Origin of the sequence: Brevundimonas pishanensis, assembly GCF_022750635.1 — a bacterium.
Taxonomy (GTDB): domain Bacteria; phylum Pseudomonadota; class Alphaproteobacteria; order Caulobacterales; family Caulobacteraceae; genus Brevundimonas; species Brevundimonas pishanensis.
Window position 1 is genome coordinate 1 of sequence record NZ_JAJKBG010000006.1, and the last position, 19,269, is coordinate 19,269.

The 19,269-nt window shown below is 63.2% G+C and carries 23 protein-coding genes; 13 read left to right on the plus strand and 10 right to left on the minus strand.

Features of this window, described 5'->3' with window-relative positions; translation table 11 throughout:
• Positions 1–43 precede the first annotated feature (43 nt).
• From LOX95_RS11830 to LOX95_RS11870, 9 genes are all read right to left on the minus strand, one after another.
• The gene (locus tag LOX95_RS11830; RefSeq protein ID WP_242914871.1) at positions 44–979 is read right to left on the minus strand and encodes an NAD(P)H-dependent flavin oxidoreductase; all 936 of its coding nucleotides are present in this window, start codon (positions 977–979) and stop codon (positions 44–46) included.
• A gap of 42 nt (positions 980–1,021) precedes the next feature.
• A complete protein-coding gene (locus LOX95_RS11835; RefSeq protein WP_242914873.1) occupies positions 1,022–2,170 on the minus strand; it encodes a thiolase family protein in 1,149 nt (382 codons plus the stop codon).
• A 114-nt stretch (positions 2,171–2,284) separates the two neighbouring features.
• Positions 2,285–2,782, minus strand: a complete 498-nt coding sequence (locus LOX95_RS11840; RefSeq protein ID WP_242914875.1) for a hypothetical protein — start codon at positions 2,780–2,782, stop codon at positions 2,285–2,287.
• Positions 2,775–2,948: a hypothetical protein gene (locus LOX95_RS11845; RefSeq protein WP_242914877.1), complete on the minus strand. Its 174-nt coding sequence runs from the start codon at positions 2,946–2,948 to the stop codon at positions 2,775–2,777. Before LOX95_RS11845 ends, LOX95_RS11840 begins: the two co-directional genes overlap by 8 nt.
• 11 nt (positions 2,949–2,959) lie before the next feature.
• Positions 2,960–4,066 (minus strand): CaiB/BaiF CoA transferase family protein, encoded by a 1,107-nt coding sequence (locus tag LOX95_RS11850; RefSeq protein WP_242914879.1) that lies wholly within the window; start codon positions 4,064–4,066, stop codon positions 2,960–2,962.
• A gap of 128 nt (positions 4,067–4,194) precedes the next feature.
• Entirely contained in the window at positions 4,195–5,391 is a 1,197-nt protein-coding gene (locus LOX95_RS11855; protein ID WP_242914881.1) for an acyl-CoA dehydrogenase family protein, read from the minus strand.
• Positions 5,388–6,449, minus strand: coding sequence for a phosphotransferase (locus LOX95_RS11860; RefSeq protein WP_242914883.1), 1,062 nt, complete (start codon positions 6,447–6,449; stop codon positions 5,388–5,390). The genes LOX95_RS11855 and LOX95_RS11860 overlap by 4 nt, the downstream gene beginning before the upstream one ends.
• 124 nt (positions 6,450–6,573) lie before the next feature.
• A complete protein-coding gene (locus LOX95_RS11865) occupies positions 6,574–6,999 on the minus strand; it encodes a GreA/GreB family elongation factor (protein WP_242914885.1) in 426 nt (141 codons plus the stop codon).
• Between the two features lie 25 nt (positions 7,000–7,024).
• Positions 7,025–7,201 (minus strand): hypothetical protein, encoded by a 177-nt coding sequence (locus LOX95_RS11870; RefSeq protein WP_242914887.1) that lies wholly within the window; start codon positions 7,199–7,201, stop codon positions 7,025–7,027.
• Between the two features lie 313 nt (positions 7,202–7,514).
• Between LOX95_RS11870 and folP the strand changes: the two genes are divergently transcribed.
• The 5 genes from folP to LOX95_RS11895 are packed head-to-tail and all read left to right on the plus strand — an operon-like array spanning position 7,515 to position 10,524.
• The gene (gene folP / locus LOX95_RS11875; RefSeq protein ID WP_242914889.1) at positions 7,515–8,369 is read left to right on the plus strand and encodes a dihydropteroate synthase; all 855 of its coding nucleotides are present in this window, start codon (positions 7,515–7,517) and stop codon (positions 8,367–8,369) included.
• Positions 8,369–8,728 (plus strand): DMT family protein, encoded by a 360-nt coding sequence (locus LOX95_RS11880; protein ID WP_242914890.1) that lies wholly within the window; start codon positions 8,369–8,371, stop codon positions 8,726–8,728. Before folP ends, LOX95_RS11880 begins: the two co-directional genes overlap by 1 nt.
• 55 nt (positions 8,729–8,783) lie before the next feature.
• Positions 8,784–9,128: a DMT family transporter gene (locus tag LOX95_RS11885; RefSeq protein ID WP_242914892.1), complete on the plus strand. Its 345-nt coding sequence runs from the start codon at positions 8,784–8,786 to the stop codon at positions 9,126–9,128.
• A gap of 2 nt (positions 9,129–9,130) precedes the next feature.
• Positions 9,131–9,937: a bifunctional hydroxymethylpyrimidine kinase/phosphomethylpyrimidine kinase gene (thiD, locus tag LOX95_RS11890; protein ID WP_242915124.1), complete on the plus strand. Its 807-nt coding sequence runs from the start codon at positions 9,131–9,133 to the stop codon at positions 9,935–9,937.
• On the plus strand, positions 9,934–10,524 hold the full coding sequence (locus LOX95_RS11895) for a nucleotidyltransferase family protein (RefSeq protein WP_427846589.1): 591 nt from the start codon (positions 9,934–9,936) through the stop codon (positions 10,522–10,524). Before thiD ends, LOX95_RS11895 begins: the two co-directional genes overlap by 4 nt.
• Before the next feature lie 94 nt (positions 10,525–10,618).
• Here the strand turns inward: LOX95_RS11895 and LOX95_RS11900 are convergent, their stop codons facing one another.
• Positions 10,619–10,996, minus strand: a complete 378-nt coding sequence (locus LOX95_RS11900; protein ID WP_242914894.1) for a hypothetical protein — start codon at positions 10,994–10,996, stop codon at positions 10,619–10,621.
• Between the two features lie 337 nt (positions 10,997–11,333).
• On the opposite strand from LOX95_RS11900, the gene LOX95_RS11905 reads away from it, so the two are divergent.
• The 8 genes from LOX95_RS11905 (at position 11,334) to LOX95_RS11940 (ending at position 19,139) form a co-directional block, all read left to right on the plus strand.
• Positions 11,334–11,687, plus strand: a complete 354-nt coding sequence (locus tag LOX95_RS11905; RefSeq protein WP_242914896.1) for a hypothetical protein — start codon at positions 11,334–11,336, stop codon at positions 11,685–11,687.
• A 29-nt stretch (positions 11,688–11,716) separates the two neighbouring features.
• Positions 11,717–12,397, plus strand: coding sequence for a response regulator transcription factor (locus LOX95_RS11910; RefSeq protein ID WP_242914898.1), 681 nt, complete (start codon positions 11,717–11,719; stop codon positions 12,395–12,397).
• A 58-nt stretch (positions 12,398–12,455) separates the two neighbouring features.
• Positions 12,456–13,850, plus strand: a complete 1,395-nt coding sequence (locus LOX95_RS11915; RefSeq protein ID WP_242915128.1) for a sensor histidine kinase — start codon at positions 12,456–12,458, stop codon at positions 13,848–13,850.
• Between the two features lie 89 nt (positions 13,851–13,939).
• Positions 13,940–15,280, plus strand: coding sequence for a hypothetical protein (locus LOX95_RS11920; RefSeq protein ID WP_242914900.1), 1,341 nt, complete (start codon positions 13,940–13,942; stop codon positions 15,278–15,280).
• Positions 15,281–15,298: 18 nt separating this feature from the next.
• Positions 15,299–16,147, plus strand: coding sequence for a c-type cytochrome biogenesis protein CcmI (gene ccmI, locus LOX95_RS11925; RefSeq protein WP_242914902.1), 849 nt, complete (start codon positions 15,299–15,301; stop codon positions 16,145–16,147).
• A gap of 40 nt (positions 16,148–16,187) precedes the next feature.
• Positions 16,188–16,667, plus strand: a complete 480-nt coding sequence (gene ccmE, locus LOX95_RS11930; RefSeq protein ID WP_242914904.1) for a cytochrome c maturation protein CcmE — start codon at positions 16,188–16,190, stop codon at positions 16,665–16,667.
• A 4-nt stretch (positions 16,668–16,671) separates the two neighbouring features.
• Positions 16,672–18,663, plus strand: coding sequence for a heme lyase CcmF/NrfE family subunit (locus LOX95_RS11935; RefSeq protein WP_242914906.1), 1,992 nt, complete (start codon positions 16,672–16,674; stop codon positions 18,661–18,663).
• Positions 18,664–18,668: 5 nt separating this feature from the next.
• Positions 18,669–19,139, plus strand: a complete 471-nt coding sequence (locus tag LOX95_RS11940; protein WP_242915130.1) for a cytochrome c-type biogenesis protein — start codon at positions 18,669–18,671, stop codon at positions 19,137–19,139.
• Positions 19,140–19,269 lie beyond the last annotated feature (130 nt).

Below are 19,269 nucleotides of genomic sequence, written 5' to 3' on the forward strand. Positions count from 1 at the left end.
GCACCCAAAAAAGCCCCGCCAAACAGCGGGGCTTTTTGCTGTCTCACGCTCGGGCTGTGAGAGCGGTAAACCGTCCTGCGGCATCTCGGTATTCGGCTTCCAGGCGGGCTACGATCTGGGAAGTCGGCATGACTCTGTCGATGGTTTGGAGGCCCTGGCCCGCGGCCCATAGGTCCTTCCAACGCTTCTGTGCGCTGCCGCTATTATAGTCACGCGCCGTTGGCGCTGTGAGCGCGTCGGGATCCAGTCCGGCCGCGATGAGGCTGGGCTTTAGCCACGATGCATTCGTGCCGGTGATGGCGTTGGAGACGATCAAGTCATCAGGGCCACTAGAGACCACCATGTCTTTATAGGCGTCCTGTGCGCGGCTCTCGGAGGCTGCAAGGAACCGGGTTCCCATATAGACAAAGTCCGCACCAGCAGCGACTGCGCCGGCCACACCTGCGCCGTCTGCTATCCCACCCCCGACAGCAATGTAGCCATCAAAAAACTGCCGGACTGCCGAGATGAAGGCGAAGGGACTTAGATGTCCTGTATGCCCGCCTGCGCCCGCGCTGATACAGGCCATCCCATCGACGCCTGCATCCGCCGCCTTGCGGGCGAGGCCGAGGCTTGTGACATCGGCAAAGACCAGCCCGCCATAGGCCTTTACGGTTTCCATGACGGGTTTAGGGGACCCAAGGGCGGTGATCACGACCGGAGGCCTGTATTGGGCGATCAAGGCCAGATCGTCGGCCAGTCCCTTATTGGTCGAGTGAGTGATCAGATTGGCCGCCCATGGACCATCGGACGGCGCCAGCGCGTCAGTGATCTGACCCATCCACGCATCGAGTTCTGCAGCAGTTCGGCAATTGGGCGTGGGAAAGGCACCGCCGATCCCGGCTTTGCACGCCGCAATCACCAGTTCCGGACCCGAAATCAGGAACATTGGAGCGGCGATCACCGGCAGGCGCATTTTAAACGGTAGGGATGCGGGCAAGCTATCGAATCCTGAGAACGGGGACGGTAGGCGCTGAAATCGTTATGCAGGCAGGCGCTCGACGATCATGGCGGAGCCGACACCCTGGGCACCGGTCGCGACCACCAACCCATAGCGTCCATCGCATGCATCCAGCGCGTCCAGCAGGGCAGAAAGCAGGATTGCGCCGGTTGCCCCCATCGGATGCCCCTTGGCCAAATGGCCGCCTCCGACGTTCACGCGGTCCGCGTCGACTTCGTAATCACGCAGGAATTTAGCGATCACGACAGAGAAGGCCTCCATGAATTCGATCCGGTCCATGTCGCCCAAAGCGAGACCAGCCTTGGCAAGTACGCGCTCCATGGCGTCGAACCCTGCGGTCAACGAGGCCTTGGGATCGCCGCCGAGGTCGACAGACCCCACGATGCGAGCGCGAGCGCCCGCCGCCTTGTCTGACACCAGCACAAGCCCCGCACCATCAGTCATCGGGGGAGCGTGGCCGATGGTATGGCGGAAATCGATTTTCCGGTTTTCCAGCGCCTCGGCGTAGGGCTCTGCCAAGGGGGCAAAGGCGGCGGGCAAGCTGGCGAGGAACTCGGCCGTGGTCTTGGCGCGCGCGGCCTCTTCTTTATCAAGGCCATTGACCGCAATGCGCGAAGCGACCAGCAGCGTGCCCTCGGCGGCTGCGCAAAGTCGTTGGGATCGCAAGGTGACCGCATCAAGCGCCTCGCGTTCCATATCGATATCCTCAGCAAGACGATCTGCGGCAACGGCCACCGGGATGAAGCGGGCACGCGGCTCGAGAGTGTTGTCGGTGTAATAGTCAGCCTTGTCGGCCATGAAGGGCACGCGGGACATCATCTCGACGCCACCCGCCAGAACCGTAGAGGCTTGGCCGGACGCGATCATTGCGGCTGCCTGCGACACGGCTGTCAGGCCGGAGGTGCAGTAGTTGTTCAAACTGAAGGCAAAGGCGGCATCGTCGAGCCCTGCAAAAAGTTTGGACACAAGTGCGATGTGTCCGCCTTGTGCGCCCACCTGCCCGACACTGCCCAAAATGAGCCCTTCGGCGGCGCGCGGGGCATGGCCGCGAGCCTCCATGGCATCGACGAGGGCACTGATCAGCTCTTGGGGCTTGAGCGCAGCCAGTCCGCCCTCGGGGCGCGCTTTACCACGCGGAGTGCGAACGGCGTCAACGATATAGGCGGTCATACTCAATAGCTTCCCCGGCTGCAGCACGGGCCGTTTGATCGGCTCTGGCTGAGTAACTTTTATAACCGGACTATGTCTGGGATGCGTATCGAGCGCAAGCCGCTGACGGGTTGGCTAAGCGGGTCGAGAGGCACCCAACCTTATCACGACACTCGCTCTTGCTCCGTCTTTATCGATGAGAAGGCCTGACAGGACCATGTTCAGCACAGTGTCGGCATAGCGTCGGCGTAGATCGTCATCGATCCGCTCGACGCCAAAGCAGTGGTGCAATATGGGCTGCGCGAAGAACAGATGGTCGCAGGCACCAAGGACGATGAAGTAAAAGAGCATCGGGTCGATTTCCCGGATCAGCCCCTTGGCCATCGCTTCGTCCAGCAGGCGTTTTTGCGTCGCCGCCAGCGGGATGGAAATCGCCTCGGCGACCGCCTTGGCCGTCTCCTGCGTCTGGAACATGGAGTGGATGAGCCGGTTCACAAAGGGATAGCGGAAATAGACCGTGATGATCCCTTTGATATGCAGTTTCAGCTTCTCGACAGGATCTAGGTCCATCTCGGCCAGTTCTTCCATCTGAACGATGGCGCGGCCCAGAATGTCCGTCACAAGCTCAAGCAAAAGCCCGTTTTTGCTGCCGAAATAGTATTTCACCAGCGCCGTTCAGTTGCGACTTCTGGGCAATCTCGCTCAGTGAAATTTCAATCGAGCCGCGCTCTGTCATCAGGGCGGCGGCGGCCTGAAGAAGCCTTGTACGCGAGGATATCTTGGCCCCGTCGGATTTCATGGCGGCGTCGTCTAACCCTGTACGCGGTCGGACTGCCTGATCAGCGAGGCGATAAACTCCGCAGTATCAGGTCGTTGGGGAGAGGGCGGGAGCGGATCGTCGCAAATGGTCGAAGAGTAGCGCGGGGCGGGCGCAGGCTGAGCGACGCCGCCCACCTCGATGAAGGTCTTCCGCGCCTGATTGTGCGGATGGATCAAGGCCTCCGCCATGGACATGACCGGTGCAAAACAGGCGTCCGCGGAGGCGAATACTTCCTCCCATTCGGCGCGGGTCTTGCTGGCAAACACGCTGGCTAGCCGGACTTTTTGGGCGGCCCAGTCCGACGGGTTCATCTGGTTGGCGAACAGCGGATCGTCGGCCAGACCGGCGCACTGGAGCAACCGACCGTAGAACTGCGGCTCGATGGAGCCGAGCGAAATATATCCCGCGTCAGCAGTCTCATAGGTGTCGTAGAAGGGCGCGCCGGAATCGAGGATGTTCACGCCGCGCTTGTCCGCCCAGAACCCCTTGGCGAGGAAGCCCCACATCATTGACGTCAACAGGGCCGAGCCATCTGTCATGGCGGCATCGATCACCTGTCCTGTGGCCCCGTTTTTGACCGCCAACAAGGCCGAGACGATGCCGAAGGCCAGCATCATGCCGCCCCCGCCAAAATCACCAACCAGATTGGCGGGCGGCGTCGGCTTTCCATCGCTGCGACCGCACATGCCCAGGGCACCGGAGAGAGCGATATAGTTGATATCGTGTCCCGCCTTCTGGGCCAGCGGTCCGCTTTGGCCCCATCCGGTCATACGCCCGTAGATCAGCTTGGGATTGTCCGCGAGCAATACCTCCGGACCCAGCCCCAGCCGTTCCATTACCCCGGGCCGAAACCCTTCGATCAGGGCATCCGCGTGTTGGCAGAGGATGCGAAAACGCTCGCGGTCCTCGTCCTTCTTGAGGTCCATGCCCAATACGGTGCGCGAGCGCAGAAGCGGGTCGGTGGCGTCAAAGGGTGCATCCGGCCGCTCGATCCGGATCACCTCGGCCCCGTGGTCGGCCAGCATCATGGCGCAGAACGGACCGGGGCCAAGCCCCGCGACCTCGATCACCCTTATTCCATCCAGCGGCCCGCTCATGACGGTGTCACCTGTGCGAACGCCTCGGACATGCTGAATAACCCCTCCCGACCACATCGGGATTAGGGGTGGCGCATGACGCATTGTCAATCAGTCGGTTAAGGCGCGATATCTACGCGGCGGCGAGGCTATTGCCCCGCCAGCACTTCGCGTTTGATCTTCTTGGCGAGGCTCCATTTGTGGACCTCGGTGGGGCCATCGTAGATGCGGAAGGCCCGAATCTCGCGGAAAATCTGCTCGACGGGGGTGTCACCCGATACGCCGGTGCCGCCCATGACCTGCACGCAGCGGTCGACGATACGGAACAGAGCCTCCGAGACCGCGACCTTGGCCATCGAGCTTTCGGTCGTGCCCAGCATTCCGGTGTCGAGGATGCCGGCACACCAGTCGATCATCAACTCGGCCTGCTTCAACTCGATCATGTTTTCGGCCAGCATGAAGCCGACGCCTTCGTGGTCGATCAGCGGCTTGCCGAAGGCGTGGCGCTTCACGGCATAGGCCGAGGCGATTTCGTGGGCCCGTTTGCAGGCACCCAGCCAGCGCATGCAGTGGGTCAGACGCGCCGGGGCGAGGCGCACTTGTGCGTATTTGAAGCCTTGATGCGGCTCGCCCAGGATGGCGCTATCGTCGACCCGCAGGTTGTCGATCTTGAGGATGGAATGACCGCCCGGCATGGAGCTGTCGATCGTCTCCAGCACGCGCTCGACCGTGATGGCGGGATCGGGCAGGTCGATCAGGAACATGGTCGCGGCCAGCTTGCCATCACCGGCATCGGTTCTGGCCATGATGATGCCGACTGAGGCTCCCACCGCGCCGGTGATAAAAGCTTTGCGGCCATTGATGACCCAATGGTCGCCCTCGCTCACAGCCGTGGTCTGGATCATCGACGGGTCGGCACCGGCCCCACCGTCGACAGCAGGCTCGGTCATGAAGAAGGCCGAGCGAACCGTGCCCGCGATCATTGGCTTGAGGAAGTGATCCTTTTGGGCGTCGCTGGCGACCTGTCCCAGCATGTACATGTTGCCCTCGTCAGGGGCCATGACGTTGAGTGCCACAGGCCCGAGCGGGGACAGGCCCGCAGCCTGCAGGATCAGTGAGGTCGAGCGGTGCGAGACGTGTTCCGTCCCACCCGGTATATGCGGGGTCAAGACACCTGCGGCGCGGGCCTTTTGGCGCATTTCATTGACCAGTTCGTCGGTCGGGCCGTGGGCCTCTGCGCGAAGGTCTTTTTCATACGGGATGATGGTTTCGCGCACGAAGGTTTCGACGCGGGCGGCGATTTCGCGGCCACGCTCCAGATCGCACTTTGCTTCTTTGGCGTTCATGCGGCTACTCCGGTTTGTGCCCATGCGAGGGCGGCGAGGTCGGGGAAGTTGTCGGCCATGGTCTGGGCGTGCTCGGACGCGGCGCTGCCGCGCAGCAGCCGGCCCTTGATGCCGTGGAAGATGGCGGCGAAGCGGAACATGTTGAAGGCGAAGTAGAAACGCAGTTCCTCCTCAGTCGGGACTGCGCGTCCGGTCCGGTCGCAATAGGCCTTGAGGTAGTCGACCTCGGTCGGGATGCCGAGGGCCTCAAGGTCTGCGCCCGCGAAGCCGCCGATCATGTGCGGCGGCAGGCGGTACATCATCATATGGTAGGTGAAATCGCCCATCGGATGCCCGAGAGTGGACAGCTCCCAGTCTAGCACAGCGCGCACCGTCGGACCGTCCGCGGCAAAGATCAGGTTATCGGCACGGTAGTCGCCGTGGATGATCGAGGAGGCTCCATCGTCTGCCGGCATATTGGCCGGTAGCCATTCGATGAGGCGGTCCATGTTCGGATCCCGTCCGGCCAACTCGTCGGCCAGATATTGCTTGGACCAGCGCTCGATCTGGCGCGCGAAGAAATTGCCGGGACGGCCATAGTCGCCGAGGCCAATAGTATCGGGATCAATGCTGTGAAGCTTGGCGATGGTGGCGTTTAGCGCATCGAAATGGGCAGCGCGCTGCTCGGGCGTCAGGTCGGGAAGGGTAGGGTTCCAGAAGATCCGGCCCTCGACCAACTCCATCACGTAAAAAACGCTGCCGATGACAGCTTCGTGCTCGCACAGGGCGACGGCACGGGCGACGGGAAAACCTGCCTTGGCCAGACCCGAGATAACCCGGAACTCGCGCTCGACCGCATGGGCCCCTTTCAGGATTGCCCCTGACGGCTTGCGGCGCAGGACATAAGCCCCCGAGGGCGTATCCATCCGGTAGGTGGGATTGGACTGTCCACCCTTGAACTGGCTGAGTTTAATGGGTCCCTTAAAACCCTGGGCGTTGTCTTCGAGCCATGATGCGAGGACCTCTACAGGAAGCTCGTAACCGGGGCGTACATCCCCTGCGCCTTCGAAAACACTCATGCCCCATCCCTTGTGTTTAATCGCCCGGCTAACACTATTCGATCAAAGGGGGTCGTCCATCGAATAGTGCGCCAAAGCACCCTCAAGGGATGGGGTTCTCACAGTCAGTCTTTTTATGCAAGCATTAGGGCTGCAGTTCCGCTACCAGATCGCGGTCTTCAACCATAATGACGGACAGGTTGCGCATTTCGCCTGAGGGGGTCGGCCAGGCGATTGTTTCTCCTTCGCGCAGCCCCAACAGGCCTGCGCCGACGAATGACAGGACCGAAATCCGGCCCGCGTCGATGTCCGCCGATTTCGGCAGCACCAGACAAACGCGCCGCACGTCCTGCGCTGCGCCGTCCGTAAAATGGACCCAGCGGTCCAGACCCACGACGCCCTTGGGCATGTCGTCCTCATCCACCACCTCGGCGCGATCAAGCTCCGCCTGAAGCAGGCCAGCCGGTCCCGATCCGGGCAGGTCGCCGACAAGACGCTCCAGCGCGTCAAAATCGGAAGCGCTGATGAAGATCGAAGGCGGCGGTTGGGGGTTGGTACGGGGTTTGGTCATGGTTTTACTCTTGGGTTTGGAATGCTCAGGCGGCACTGGGGCCGTCAGGATCGTCGGGGGTAAGGCGGGGGGCTGGCGTGGCGTTGCGCGCCCTGAACGGGATGACCTCGGCCATCGGCAACTGGACAGGCTCGACACATTTTTGGATGTCCGGGTGCGAGCGGCCACATCGGGCGCATTTCGCATCATCGGCGACGGGCATGACACGGCTCCGTTTTGGAGAGAAATGGGAAGACGCCCTGACCAAACCCGCGCACTGGCAGTGGACGCAGCTTCAGCGCCCCAGAGATTTGATTGTCGGAAAAGTCAGGAACGTACAGCGACGAACCCCGCAGCGGGGCCCCGCTGATACATCAGCGCGGTGAACCGCTACGGGTTAGAGGCCTTCGACGCGGCGACCCGCGTGTGTGAGGCGTCGAGCTTGGCTGACGAACCGTTTCATAACGGCTAGAGGCTGATGCTCGGCGGTGTAAAAGTCAAATCCTGACGCCGCCCGTTGATGGAGCCGACCCTTGATGAGCCTGAACGGCCTGTTGAAACACTGCCTGCAAACCCGTCGGCACCCGCTGGTCATGGGAATCGTCAATGTAACGCCGGACAGCTTTTCCGATGGTGGCCAGTACGACGGGCCCGAAGCGGCGCTGTCGCACGCCCGACAACTGATTTCTGACGGTGCCGATGTGCTGGACATCGGAGGTGAGAGCACACGCCCCGGGGCCGATGCCGTGAGCGTCGAGCAGGAAATCGCCCGCGTAGTGCCGGTCATCAGCGCCCTTCGCAAAGAATGGGATGGCGTCATCAGCATCGACACCATGAAGCCCGAAGTGGCGCGCGCTGCAGTCGCCGCCGGTGCCACGGTGTGGAACGATGTGACCGCCCTGGGTTTCAGTGCCGACAGCCCCGCCGTCGCCGCCGAACTGGGGGTAGAGATCATCTTGATGCATATGCTGGGCGACCCCAAGACGATGCAGGCCGCTCCGTCCTATGAGGATGTTACTGCCGAGGTCATGGCTCACCTGACGGCCTGTGCCGAGATCGCCATCGAGGCGGGTGTTTCGCCCGACAGTATCTGGCTGGATCCGGGCATCGGCTTTGCCAAGACGACGGCGCACAATCTTCAACTGACCGCCGACCTCGGCCAGATTTGCGATCTTGGATATCCGGTCCTCTATGCCGCTAGCCGCAAGCGCATGATTGCGGAAATAGACCCTGCCGCTGCGTCCGCAAATGATCGGCTGGGCGGTTCGCTCGCGCTGCATCTGGAGGCGGTCAATCGCGGTGCCATGATGGTGCGGGTGCACGACGTGCGCGAAACGGTTCAGGCTTTGAAGGTTCGGGCCGCGATCCGCTCGTGCGAGGAGGCTCGCTGATGTTCGGCGTCTCTCCCTATATCGCGCCGATCCTTTTGTTGGCCGTCTCGAACCTGTTCATGACCTTTGCGTGGTACGGCCACCTGAAGGGCGAGCCCAAACCCTTGTGGATTGCGGTCATTGTGAGCTGGGGTATAGCCTTTTTCGAATACTGGCTGGCGGTCCCGGCCAACCGCATCGGCCACACGGTCTATTCGGCGGCTGAACTGAAGACGATGCAGGAGGTGATAACCCTCGCGATCTTCGCCGGCTTCTCGGTGCTTTATCTCGGTGAAAAGCTGACAATCAACCATCTGGTCGGCTTTGGATTCATCGCTCTGGGGGCATGGTTCATCTTTCGCGGTCCTCTGGGCAGCTAGGGCAGGGCCTGCGCCGAACCTTGCTCTCGTCGTCCGGATAGAGCATCACCCGCCTATGTCCTGGTTGCTCTCTCTCAATCCGTGGCTCGTCCTTATCGTGGCGGGTATGTTCGAAGTCCTTTGGGCGTCCGGCGTGAAATATGTGGGCGTGCAGCGTCCGCTGATTTCTCTGGGCGTGGCGCTGGCGTTGGCCGCCTCGATGGTCGGTCTTTGGGCCGCAACGCAAAAGCTGCCGGTTGGCACCGCCTATGCCGTATGGACCGGCATTGGCGCGGTCGGCGCTGCCATTGTGGGCGTAGCGATCTATCAGGAGCCGGCAACCGCAGTGCGCGCCGTGTGCATTCTGTTAATCGTGTGCGGCATTGTCGGCTTGAAACTCTTCTCCGGAGCGGCGGCGTGAGCATGGAATTCCATGGCGGGGCCAAAGGCCGCGTGCTGGTGATCGCCGGATCGGATTCCGGTGGTGGCGCAGGCATTCAGGCCGACATCAAGGCGATCACCATGCTGGGCGGCTATGCCGCGACGGCAGTAACGGCGATCACGGTGCAAAACACACTGGGCGTTCACGGCGTCTATCCCGTGCCGCTGGGCGTCATCGCGGCACAGGCTCGCTGCGTACTCGAAGACATCGGGACCGACGCGGTAAAAACCGGCATGCTGGGCACTGTGGATGTGGTCGAAACCGTCGCCCTCCTGCTGGATGAGGCGCAGGCCCCGACGGTGGTTGATCCGGTGATGATCGCCAAGGGCGGTCACCCGCTGCTGCCCGATCTGGCGGTGGATGCGGTGAAGCGGCTTATGGTCCCGCGTGCGACTTTGCTGACCCCCAATGCGCCGGAGGCCGAAGCGCTGACGGGTCTGGAAATTCGCGACCTCGACGGACAGCGTCGGGGCGGCGAGGCGCTTTTGCGTATGGGGGCCAAGGCCGTTCTGATGAAGGGCGGCCACGTCGAGGGCGACACAGTCATCGACCTGCTGATGACCGAGCACGGCGAGACGGTCCTCGAAAGTGAACGCGTCGATACCCGTCATACCCACGGCACAGGCTGCACCTTGGCCAGTGCCTGCTCGGCCGGTCTGGCAAAGGGGCTGCCCGTCCATGTCGCGGTGGCCGAGGCCTGGGCCTATGTCGCCGAGGCGATCCGTCGGGCTCCGGGTCTGGGCGGTGGTCACGGCCCGCTGGATCACGGCTGGCCTGTTCGCAAATGAGCGCGGCGATGACCGAAGCCGAGCGCGAGGCACGCCTCGTCGAAATCGTGCGCCGCGACCCCAACCTGATGCAGGTCCTGCGCACGGTCCGCGATCTGGACCTTCCGGACTGGCGTCTGTTTTCAGGGGCCGTTTATCAGGGCGTGTGGAATGACCTGACGGGCCGCCCTGTCGGCTTCGGCGTCAAGGATTATGACATCGGCTACTTTGACCCTGACACCTCTTGGGATGCCGAAGACGTCTGGATCAAGCGCGTGGCCGATTCCTTTGAGGAGCCGCTCAGATCGCAGGTCGAGGTGCGCAATCAGGCCCGCGTGCATCTCTGGGCCCCGCAAAAGTTCGGCGAGGATTTTGCGCCGCTGTCCTGCACCGATGACGCCCCCGCACGCTTCGTCGCGCCCGCCTTCGCGGTGGGTGTGCGTCTGGAGGCTGACGACAGCATCAGTGTGCTCGCATCCTATGGCCTGTCCGATGTCTTTGACATGGTCATCCGCCCCACACCGAAGCGCGGCAAGGCCAAGGGCTGGGATGCAATCATCGCCAAGCTGAAGACGCGATGGCCGGAACTGACGGTTCAAGATCGATAGAATACGAAAAGGGCGCGGTTCCGGGGGAAACCGCGCCCTTTGTTTGACGTCGGGACACTGGCGGGAAGTTTATCCCGACATCAAGTCTCTAGATTCAGCGACGGCCCGGACCGCGGTGGTCCTGACGCAGTTCGCGCTCCAGCTTGCGCTCGATCTGGTCGAGGCGACGCTCCAGCTGGTTACGCTCGGCGCGTTGCAGGCCGCCACGCATATCGATGCGGATTTGGCGCTCGATCGAAGCCAGCTCGCGCTTCAGGTCACGACCGTCGCGGACGTCCAGACGGCGCTGGGCCATGGCGCGGTCCACACGGACTTCAAGCGTGGCCTTGCGGTTGACCAGGCTGTTCAGGGCGACCGTCGGCGCAGCATGCGGGGCACGGCCATAAGCCTGGGCCGAAGCGGCAGCAGGCATGGCGGTGGCGAATGCAGCAACAGCCATGACCGGGATCAGGATCGTTTTGAACTTGCTCATGTGGAACTCCTTTCAAAAGCACCCGCTCGGTTGGCACCGGCCTTCTTCGCGGTATGGCCATAAAAGCAGGGTCAGGCTGAGCCGAAGCTGAACAGTGCGGGTCAGGCGCGGTTCATCTTTACCTTGGCCGCTGTAATGAAGGGCCGACAGGAGATCGCGCTGTTAATGTGACTCTGTCGCGTCACCTTACCGGTCTGGGATAGTGGCGGTTGGCGCTGGCCGGTGTTTCAGTCTAATGTCGGGCTAGGCGCTGACGTCTGCGCAGGCGATCTGGGCCAAAGTTGCTTAAACTTTGTGTTCAGCCCCTGTTCAGAGGCGCGGCTTTAAACAGATGCCCATGATGTTCTCTCGTGCCCTTCTGATGGCTGCCCTGATCGCCGTAGTTCCGGTAACGGATGCGGCTGCCCAGTCGCGCGACCGCGATCGGGATCGCTATGAACAACGCGACAACCGTCGCCATGATCGTCCGGATGATCGCCGTGGCCCGTCCCGCGGTGACGACCGCCGCCCTTCCAATGACCGCCGCGCCAACCCCGGCGACGTTGCCCGTCAGGTCCAGAATGGCCGACCGGGCCGCATGCTGGGTATGCGCGAGCGCGGTGACGACTATACCGTGCGCTGGGAATACCCCGGTGGCCGCGTCTCGGACATTGAGGTAGACGGCCGTTCGGGTCGTCCTCGCGGCGACTGATTTTCTACACTTCCAAGGTGAAATGACCCATGCGTGTACTGCTGGTCGAGGACGATGTTGATCTGTCGCGTCAGCTGAAGGCTGCGCTGTCCGACGCTGGCTACGCTGTGGACCATGCGCCGGATGGCGAAGAGGCATGGTTCCTCGGAGACACCGAGCCTTACGACGTTGTGGTGCTGGACCTTGGCCTGCCCAAGATCGACGGCGTGTCCGTGCTGGAGCGCTGGCGCCGCGAGGGCAAGACCACGCCTGTTCTGATTCTGACGGCCCGCGCGGCTTGGTCGGACAAGGTGTCGGGCTTTGATGCCGGTGCCGACGACTATCTGACCAAGCCTTTCCACACCGAGGAACTGCTCGCCCGTCTGCGCGCGCTTCTGCGCCGTTCGGCAGGTCATGCCACCTCGACGCTGTCGTGCGGTGGTCTGCGCCTTGATCCGCGCGCAGCCCGTGCGACTGTGAACGGTGAGCCGCTGCGCCTGACGTCGCTGGAATACCGCCTGCTGCACTACCTGATGATGCATCAGGGCCGTGTGATCAGCCGTACCGAACTGGTCGAGCATCTTTACGATCAGGACTTCGACCGCGATTCCAATACCATCGAGGTCTTTGTCGGCCGTCTGCGCAAGAAAATCGGCCCGGACCGCATCGAGACCGTACGCGGTCTGGGCTACCGCCTGTCGCCGCTGGCCGGCGAGAGCGATCAGGGCTGAGTGAGCGTCCGTGGACGACATCGCGGTTCCTGAACCGTCCAACGACAATACCAGGCCTATGCGCTGGGAACTGCGCCCCAGCCGTTCGCTGACGCGGCGGCTGATCTGGCTGGCTGCCGGATGGATTGGGTTGGCGCTGATCGTGACGGGGATTGTCCTTACATCGGTGTTTCAGGAATCGGCTTTCCGCCGTTTGGGCAGCACGCTGAACGAGACAATCGACGAAGTCGTCGTTGCATCCAGCATCACCCCTGAAGGGCAGATTTTCATCGGCGAAATCCGTGATGCCCGCACCGAGCGTCTGCTGTCCGGTAAATACTGGATGGTGGCAGAGCCGGACGCGAGCGGCGAACTGTCTGTCGTGGCAGGCTCGGACTCCCTCGGCGGCTCGGTGCTGGAATACGAGCCTGGTCTCGTCGAGCGGCTGAAAGGGGCTTTTGGCCAGACCGTCAGCTATAGCGCCGACTATGGCCCCAAGGGCGAGCCCCTGCGCATCGCCGCCAGCATCAAGACCTTGCCCGGACGCGACCAGCCGGTGGTCTTCTTTGCCGGCGTGGATCGCACCGATGTCGATGCCGATACTCGCCAGTTTGCTACGGTGACGTGGCTGGCACTGGTGCTGCTGGGCTTGGGGCTGGTGCTGGCTGTGTTCGTTCAGGTCCGCATTGGTCTGCGCCCGCTGTATGATCTCGATCACTCCATTGCCGACGTCCACAAAGGCCGCTCGAACCGTGTGCAGGGCACCTATCCGCGCGAAATCCAGCCGCTGGCCGATCAGGTCAACCTGCTGCTGGAGCATTCGCAGGAAACGGTCGAACGTCAGCGCACCCATGTCGGCAATCTGGCGCATGCCTTGAAGACGCCACTGGCCGTCATGCTGGCCGAGGCGGGCAATCAACAAGGCGCTCTACCCGATATTGTGCGCCGTCAGGCCCGCATCATGCGCGATCAGGTCGAGCATCACCTGCGCCGCGCCCGCGCTGCTGCACGCGCTGCCCATGGTCTGGGCGAAAGCACGCCGGTCGGTGATGTGATCGACGAACTTGCCGTGATGATCGAGCGTGTGTTCGATGAGAAAGGTCTGGAGATCGACTGGCGCGCGCCGGACGATCTGGCTTTCCGTGGCGAGCGTCAGGACCTGCAGGAAATCTTCGGCAACCTGATCGAGAACGCGGGCAAGTGGAGCAAGCGACGCGTGCGCGTGCTCGCCGGTCCCTCCATCCCCGGCCAGATGGTCGTGGTGGTCGAGGACGATGGTCCGGGCATCCCCGAAGAGCAGCGTGACGCCGCCCTGAAACGCGGCACCCGCATGGACGAAGACACCCCCGGCACGGGCCTTGGTCTGTCCATCGTGGATGAACTGGTGCGCGCGTATGGCGGCCGCCTGACGCTGGGTTCCAGCGAAATGGGGGGGCTGAAAGTCATGCTGGACCTACCCGCCGCCGACGCCTGATTTCCTTTCCGGGAACACCACGTTAACGGACAACAGTGCATGGTTAGGTGGATACTTCCCGACCCGAAGGAGCCGACCGGAACCTCTTCATGGCGGAACTGACCTCCGCACACAGGGCTGCCCTGACCGAGGTAATCGCGCGTTGTCCCGACACCATCCTGTCCCAGCTTGAACTGGCTGTGGCGGCGATGTCGGGCCCGCGCGCCGAAGCCGTGCGCCAAATGATGGCCGAGGAGCTTCAGGACCGTCAGCGCCGCGATCTGGTCTTTCAGCCAATTCTGCCCCTGTTCCGTGCGCGTCAGGACGGGCTGGAAGCTTTTACTCTCCCGCCGCGATTGCTGGGCGACCTGTGGCGGGCGGCCAAGCGCAACGAGCCGGAACTGTTGCCGCAATTGGACCGCGACGACGACCTGTCCCGCATGATTGCCGACCGCCTGTGCAACACGGCAGCGGCCGCTATACGCGACCACGGGTTGAAGATCTGGCCCGGTGGTACGCCACAGGCCCGAATGACATTGGCCCGTATTATGGACGTCGCCGGTATTGCGCGGACAACTGTGCGACGACTGCCTGATTGGCAGGGCCGTATTGGCTCCGAACAGGCCGCAGAGATGAAGTTGGCCTTCCGTCAGGCCGCCGCCATCGGCGATGACGGGCTGGATTGCCTGATGGAGGTCTATTTCGCCCATCTGCGCGAGGGCTTGCAGGTGCTGAGACTGGCGTCGCACGCAGCGGCGCTGGGGACGCCGTCAACGACCTTGGCGCACGGGACGTTCGCGCCGTTCGTCGAGCGGGTCATCAAGGGCATCGTCGACCGCGCAGATGCTGTGGCCGCATTTGATCTGGCCGAAGGGGCACAAGGCGTTCTGGCCTTCCGTGACCGGCTGCACTGGCTGGCCTCGGCGCTGAACGAGTTCGAGGTTGTCGTATCGCCGCGACCGGACAGTGTCTGGGCCCGCACACTGCGCCACCAGAAAATGCGCGTGTCGGTCGCCCTGACCGAACGTTTCCAGATGGCGGACAAGGCGGTCGATGCCCTGTTGCCTCAGGAAAAAACGACCCTGGTGGGCCGGATGACCCGTGCCGTGCCGCATCTGGTTGCGGTTCTGGACGATGCGCAGGTCGAAAGGGCGAGGCTTTTGGTGGGCCTGCTATCAACCGCGCGCGGTCCCGCCGCCGTGATGGGGTGCGAGTCCGAACGTCGCCAGACGGTCGAGGGTCTGACAGGCCGCATATCGAACTGGTCCGGCGAAGCGCTGGATCGCCTGCACCGTGCCGACGCCGCAGACGGGGGCCGTATCGCCCGCCGCCGCCTTCAGGTGATGGTCGATCTGCTGCAACTGGCGGGCGCGAAAGACGCCGCACGTACCGTCAGACGACGTCTTGCCAGTCTGGGTGCGGCACCGGGTGTCTCGCTTCGTCAGGCGTGATCCGCTACAGCGACGGGCATGACGATCTTTTGGATCCTGACCGCCGCCCTGACGGCCTTGGCCGCCCTGCTGGTTCTGACGGGTGCGCGCCGTGGCGCGGGCCACATCTCCGGCATGAGCGAGACCGAAACTGACCGCCTGTCCGGTGCCCGCGAACTGGCGGAACTGGACCGGATGAAGGCCCGTGGTCTGTTGGACGAAGCCGGATGGAAATCGGCACGTGCAGAGGCGGGGCGGCGCATTCTGGCCGCCCGCCGTGCGGAAGGCGCGCTGAGCGTCGGTGCCCGCGACGGACTTTGGGTTCTCGTCGGTGTCGGCGCGACAGCGGCAGTAGCCTTGGCGCTTTATTTCGGCATCGGCCGCCCCGGCATGCTGGATCAACCCTATCAAAAGCGCGTGGCCGAATGGGCCGCAAAGCCAGAGGCCCTTGAACCGGCTCAGGTGGCTGCGGTCATGAATGCAGTGGTTCGTGAAAAGCCCGACGATGTTATGGCGCTTTCCATGCTGGGGGCGGCCCGCTTCGAGGCCGGTGACGCAGTCGGGGCTGCCTCGGCTTTCCGCCGCGCCCTCGCCATCGCCCCCGACAATGCCCAGAACTGGGCGCGTCTGGGTGAAAGCCTGGTGCGGACCAGCGAGGGCCGCATCGGTGCCGACGCCGAGGCCGCCTTCCGCGAGGCGGTGAAGCGTGACGCAAATCAGTTGGGCGCCCGCTACTTCCTTGGAGAGGCTGCGCTGGCTCGCGGAGATGTGGCCGAGGGCGAGCGCATGTGGGGGCCTATCCTGCGTGTGCTGGAGCCGAACGATCCGCGTCGCCCCGAACTTGAGCAGCTTCTGGCCGAAGCGCGCGCCAAGGGGGACAAGTCGTGACCGCCTTGCGTTTTAAATCTGACAGTGCCGTGTGCGTCCTATGAGCTGGCTTCCCAAATCCCCTAAAGCCCGTCGCCGCCTGTGGGTGGTGATTGCCGCTGCGCCCGTGCTGGCGCTGGCGGTCGGCCTGTCGCTGTGGGCGATGAAGGACAATGTGACCTTCTTCTTCTCGCCGTCCGAAGTGACGGTTGAGAAGGTGCCGACCGGGCAGATGATCCGTCTGGGCGGGCTGGTCGAAACGGGCAGTGTGGTCAAAAGCGACGACGGCTCGGTGCGCTTCAGTGTGACCGACAACGCCGCCTCGGCCATCGTTCATTTCAAAGGGGATCTGCCGGACCTGTTCCGCGAGGGGCAGGGGATTGTCGCTCAAGGCCGGTTCAATCCGGACCGCACCTTTGAAGCGACGCAAGTTCTGGCCAAGCACGACGAAACCTACATGCCGCGCGAAGTTTCCGACCGCCTGAAGGAAAAGGGCGAATGGCGACCGGAAGCGGGCGATGCCGCTGTGACGGGGAACTGATCGCGTGATCGTCGAACTCGGTAGTTTTGCTCTTATTCTGTCGCTGGTGCTCAGCGTTCTGGGCGCTGTCATGGCGACGTGGGGCCGTATTCAGCGTCGTCCGGTCATCGCGGGAGCTGCTTCGGCTGCGATGCTGGCGTCTGCACTGGCTATTGTCGTGGCTTTTGCGGCGCTGGTGTTCGCCTATGTGACGTCCGACTTCTCGGTCGCGAACGTCGCGGCCAACAGCCACACCGACAAGCCCATGTTCTACAAGATTGCGGGCGCGTGGGGGAACCACGAGGGCTCGCTGCTTTTGTGGTGTCTGGTGCTGACCGCGTTTGGCGCGGTGCTGGGTCTGTCGCGTGGCCTGCCGTTTGGCCTGAAGACCTCGGCGGTCGCGGTTCAGGCCGTGCTGTCGACCATGTTCCTCTCGTTCGCAGCCTTTACGTCCAACCCGTTCAACCGACTGCTGGAAGCCCCGGTACAGGGGCGATCGCTTAACCCGCTGCTTCAGGATCCGGCCTTGGCCATCCATCCGCCGCTTCTTTACATGGGCTATGTCGGGTTCTCGGTCTGCTTCTCGCTGGCTGTTGCGGCCCTGATTGAAAAGCGTGTCGATCCGGCATGGGGCCGCTGGGTGCGTCCATGGGCGCTGGCGTCGTGGGCGCTGCTGACTGTGGGCATCGGTCTGGGCAGTTTCTGGGCCTATTACGAACTGGGCTGGGGCGGCTGGTGGTTCTGGGATCCGGTCGAGAACGCGTCCTTCCTTCCGTGGCTGGCGGGCGCGGCCCTGCTGCACAGTGCCATTGTGACCGAGCGTCGCGGCGCGCTGGCGGGATGGACGGTCTTTCTCTCTATTCTGGCCTTCACCTTCTCGATGCTCGGGGCCTTCCTCGTGCGTTCGGGGGTGCTGACCTCGGTTCACGCCTTCGCCGTTGATCCAGAGCGCGGCATGATGCTGCTGGCCATTTTGGGCATTGCCTCGGGCGCTGCCTTTGTCCTGTTTGCCCTGCGTGCTCCGGCCATCCGTTCGATGGCAACATTCGCTCCGGTCAGCCGTGAAGGTATGCTGGTTCTAAACAACCTGTTCTTGACCACGGCGGCAGTGACTGTCCTTCTCGGCACCCTTTATCCGTTGCTGCTGGAAGCGACGACCGGCGCGACCATCTCTGTCGGTCCCCCCTATTTCAACGCTGTCTTTGCGCCGCTGATGGCCGTGGCCTGTGTGATCCTGCCCGCCGGTCCCTTCCTTGCGTGGAAGCGGGGGGATTTGAAAGGCGCGCTCCAGCGCCTGCGCTTCGCAGCCCTGCTGGCTGTGGCGGGTGCCGGTCTGGCCTTCGTGTTGTTCGATCCAAAGAAGGCCCTCGCAGCGGCGGGTATCGGCCTCGGCCTATGGCTGATCCTTGGGGCCATCTTCGAGGTCGCAGAACGCACGCGCGCCATGCGTGCTCCCTTGGCCGAAACCCTGCGCCGTGGGCGCAACCTGCCGCTGGGCGCGTGGGGGATGGCACTGGCTCATGCCGGCCTTGGCGTATTCATTCTGGGTGCGGTGGTGGAAACCGGTTTCAAGGTCGAGGCCGCCCGCGCCCTCCCGCTCAAGGGCGAGGTTGCCGCCGGTCCGTGGAAGGTCCGCTTGGACGAAGTCAATATCGTGGAAGGCCCGAACTATCTGGCCGAACAGGGCAAGCTCACTGTGGCTCGCGCTGACGGACGGGGCCGTGAGAAGACCGTCACCGCCGAGCGCCGCTTCTTCCCTGCCGGTGGTCAGACCACGACCGAGGTTGGTCTGGATTTCCGCGGCCTCGATGACGTCTATGTCGTGATGGGCGAGCGCGGCCAGACCGAAGCGGGCGAACAGTCTTGGGTCGTCCGCCTTTACTGGAACCCGTGGGCGCGCCTGATCTTCCTTGGGCCGCTGATGATGGCCTTGGGCGGGCTGGTCTCGCTTCTGGATCGCCGTCTGCGCGTGGGGGCAGGGCCGGGTGCTCGTCGCCGCAAGGAGGTCGGGGCTTGAGACGGATGCTGACACTGGGTCTGCTTGCGGCGCTGGTTGCCACGACGGCCTTGGCTGAACCGGCTGTGGGGCCGGATCGTCCGCTGGCCGATGCGGCACAAGAGGCGAGGGCGCGCGAGCTTTTCACCGATATCCGCTGTGTCGTCTGCCAGCATGAAGCCATTGCCGACAGTCCCGCAGCGATTGCCGCAGACATGCGTGCGCTGGTCCGCGAGCAAATCGCCGAGGGCCAGTCCGACGAAGCGATCCGTCGCGATCTGGTGCGTCGCTATGGGGACTATGTGCTGTTCACCCCGCCCTTCCGGTGGGGGACGCTGGTGCTGTGGCTTGGTCCATTCCTGCTGGCTATCGGGGCGGGCACCGCCTTGTTCATGCGCGCACGAAGACGCAAGCCGGAAGAGGCCGCGCTGGACGAGCGCGAGGAGGCCGAACTCGACGCATGGATCAAGGCCGACGACGAAAGCGGCCAAGCTTAACAAACTCGACATCTGCGGACGCGGTTTTGCCCCAGTTGGGACATGGCAAAACCTCGGTCAGTATCGAACCATTCTTGCATTGTAGGCATTGGCTTTAGCCAAGGGCACCTATATCCCTTGTTTGTGGAAT

Excerpts from the sequence above, each read along its gene's own strand:
- LOX95_RS11885 (WP_242914892.1), top strand. The coding sequence starts at position 8,784 with ATGTCCTGGTTGCTCTCTCTCAATCCGTGGCTCGTCCTTATCGTGGCG.
- LOX95_RS11865 (WP_242914885.1), bottom strand. The coding sequence starts at position 6,999 with ATGACCAAACCCCGTACCAACCCCCAACCGCCGCCTTCGATCTTCATC.
- ccmI (WP_242914902.1), top strand. The coding sequence starts at position 15,299 with ATGACGATCTTTTGGATCCTGACCGCCGCCCTGACGGCCTTGGCCGCC.
- LOX95_RS11905 (WP_242914896.1), top strand. The coding sequence starts at position 11,334 with ATGATGTTCTCTCGTGCCCTTCTGATGGCTGCCCTGATCGCCGTAGTT.
- LOX95_RS11835 (WP_242914873.1), bottom strand. The coding sequence starts at position 2,170 with ATGACCGCCTATATCGTTGACGCCGTTCGCACTCCGCGTGGTAAAGCG.
- LOX95_RS11910 (WP_242914898.1), top strand. The coding sequence starts at position 11,717 with ATGCGTGTACTGCTGGTCGAGGACGATGTTGATCTGTCGCGTCAGCTG.
- LOX95_RS11870 (WP_242914887.1), bottom strand. The coding sequence starts at position 7,201 with ATGCCCGTCGCCGATGATGCGAAATGCGCCCGATGTGGCCGCTCGCAC.
- thiD (WP_242915124.1), top strand. The coding sequence starts at position 9,131 with ATGGAATTCCATGGCGGGGCCAAAGGCCGCGTGCTGGTGATCGCCGGA.
- LOX95_RS11880 (WP_242914890.1), top strand. The coding sequence starts at position 8,369 with ATGTTCGGCGTCTCTCCCTATATCGCGCCGATCCTTTTGTTGGCCGTC.
- LOX95_RS11850 (WP_242914879.1), bottom strand. The coding sequence starts at position 4,066 with ATGAGCGGGCCGCTGGATGGAATAAGGGTGATCGAGGTCGCGGGGCTT.
- LOX95_RS11845 (WP_242914877.1), bottom strand. The coding sequence starts at position 2,948 with ATGAAATCCGACGGGGCCAAGATATCCTCGCGTACAAGGCTTCTTCAG.
- LOX95_RS11920 (WP_242914900.1), top strand. The coding sequence starts at position 13,940 with ATGGCGGAACTGACCTCCGCACACAGGGCTGCCCTGACCGAGGTAATC.
- LOX95_RS11900 (WP_242914894.1), bottom strand. The coding sequence starts at position 10,996 with ATGAGCAAGTTCAAAACGATCCTGATCCCGGTCATGGCTGTTGCTGCA.
- LOX95_RS11860 (WP_242914883.1), bottom strand. The coding sequence starts at position 6,449 with ATGAGTGTTTTCGAAGGCGCAGGGGATGTACGCCCCGGTTACGAGCTT.
- ccmE (WP_242914904.1), top strand. The coding sequence starts at position 16,188 with ATGAGCTGGCTTCCCAAATCCCCTAAAGCCCGTCGCCGCCTGTGGGTG.
- LOX95_RS11915 (WP_242915128.1), top strand. The coding sequence starts at position 12,456 with ATGCGCTGGGAACTGCGCCCCAGCCGTTCGCTGACGCGGCGGCTGATC.
- LOX95_RS11940 (WP_242915130.1), top strand. The coding sequence starts at position 18,669 with ATGCTGACACTGGGTCTGCTTGCGGCGCTGGTTGCCACGACGGCCTTG.
- LOX95_RS11895 (WP_427846589.1), top strand. The coding sequence starts at position 9,934 with ATGAGCGCGGCGATGACCGAAGCCGAGCGCGAGGCACGCCTCGTCGAA.
- folP (WP_242914889.1), top strand. The coding sequence starts at position 7,515 with ATGAGCCTGAACGGCCTGTTGAAACACTGCCTGCAAACCCGTCGGCAC.
- LOX95_RS11855 (WP_242914881.1), bottom strand. The coding sequence starts at position 5,391 with ATGAACGCCAAAGAAGCAAAGTGCGATCTGGAGCGTGGCCGCGAAATC.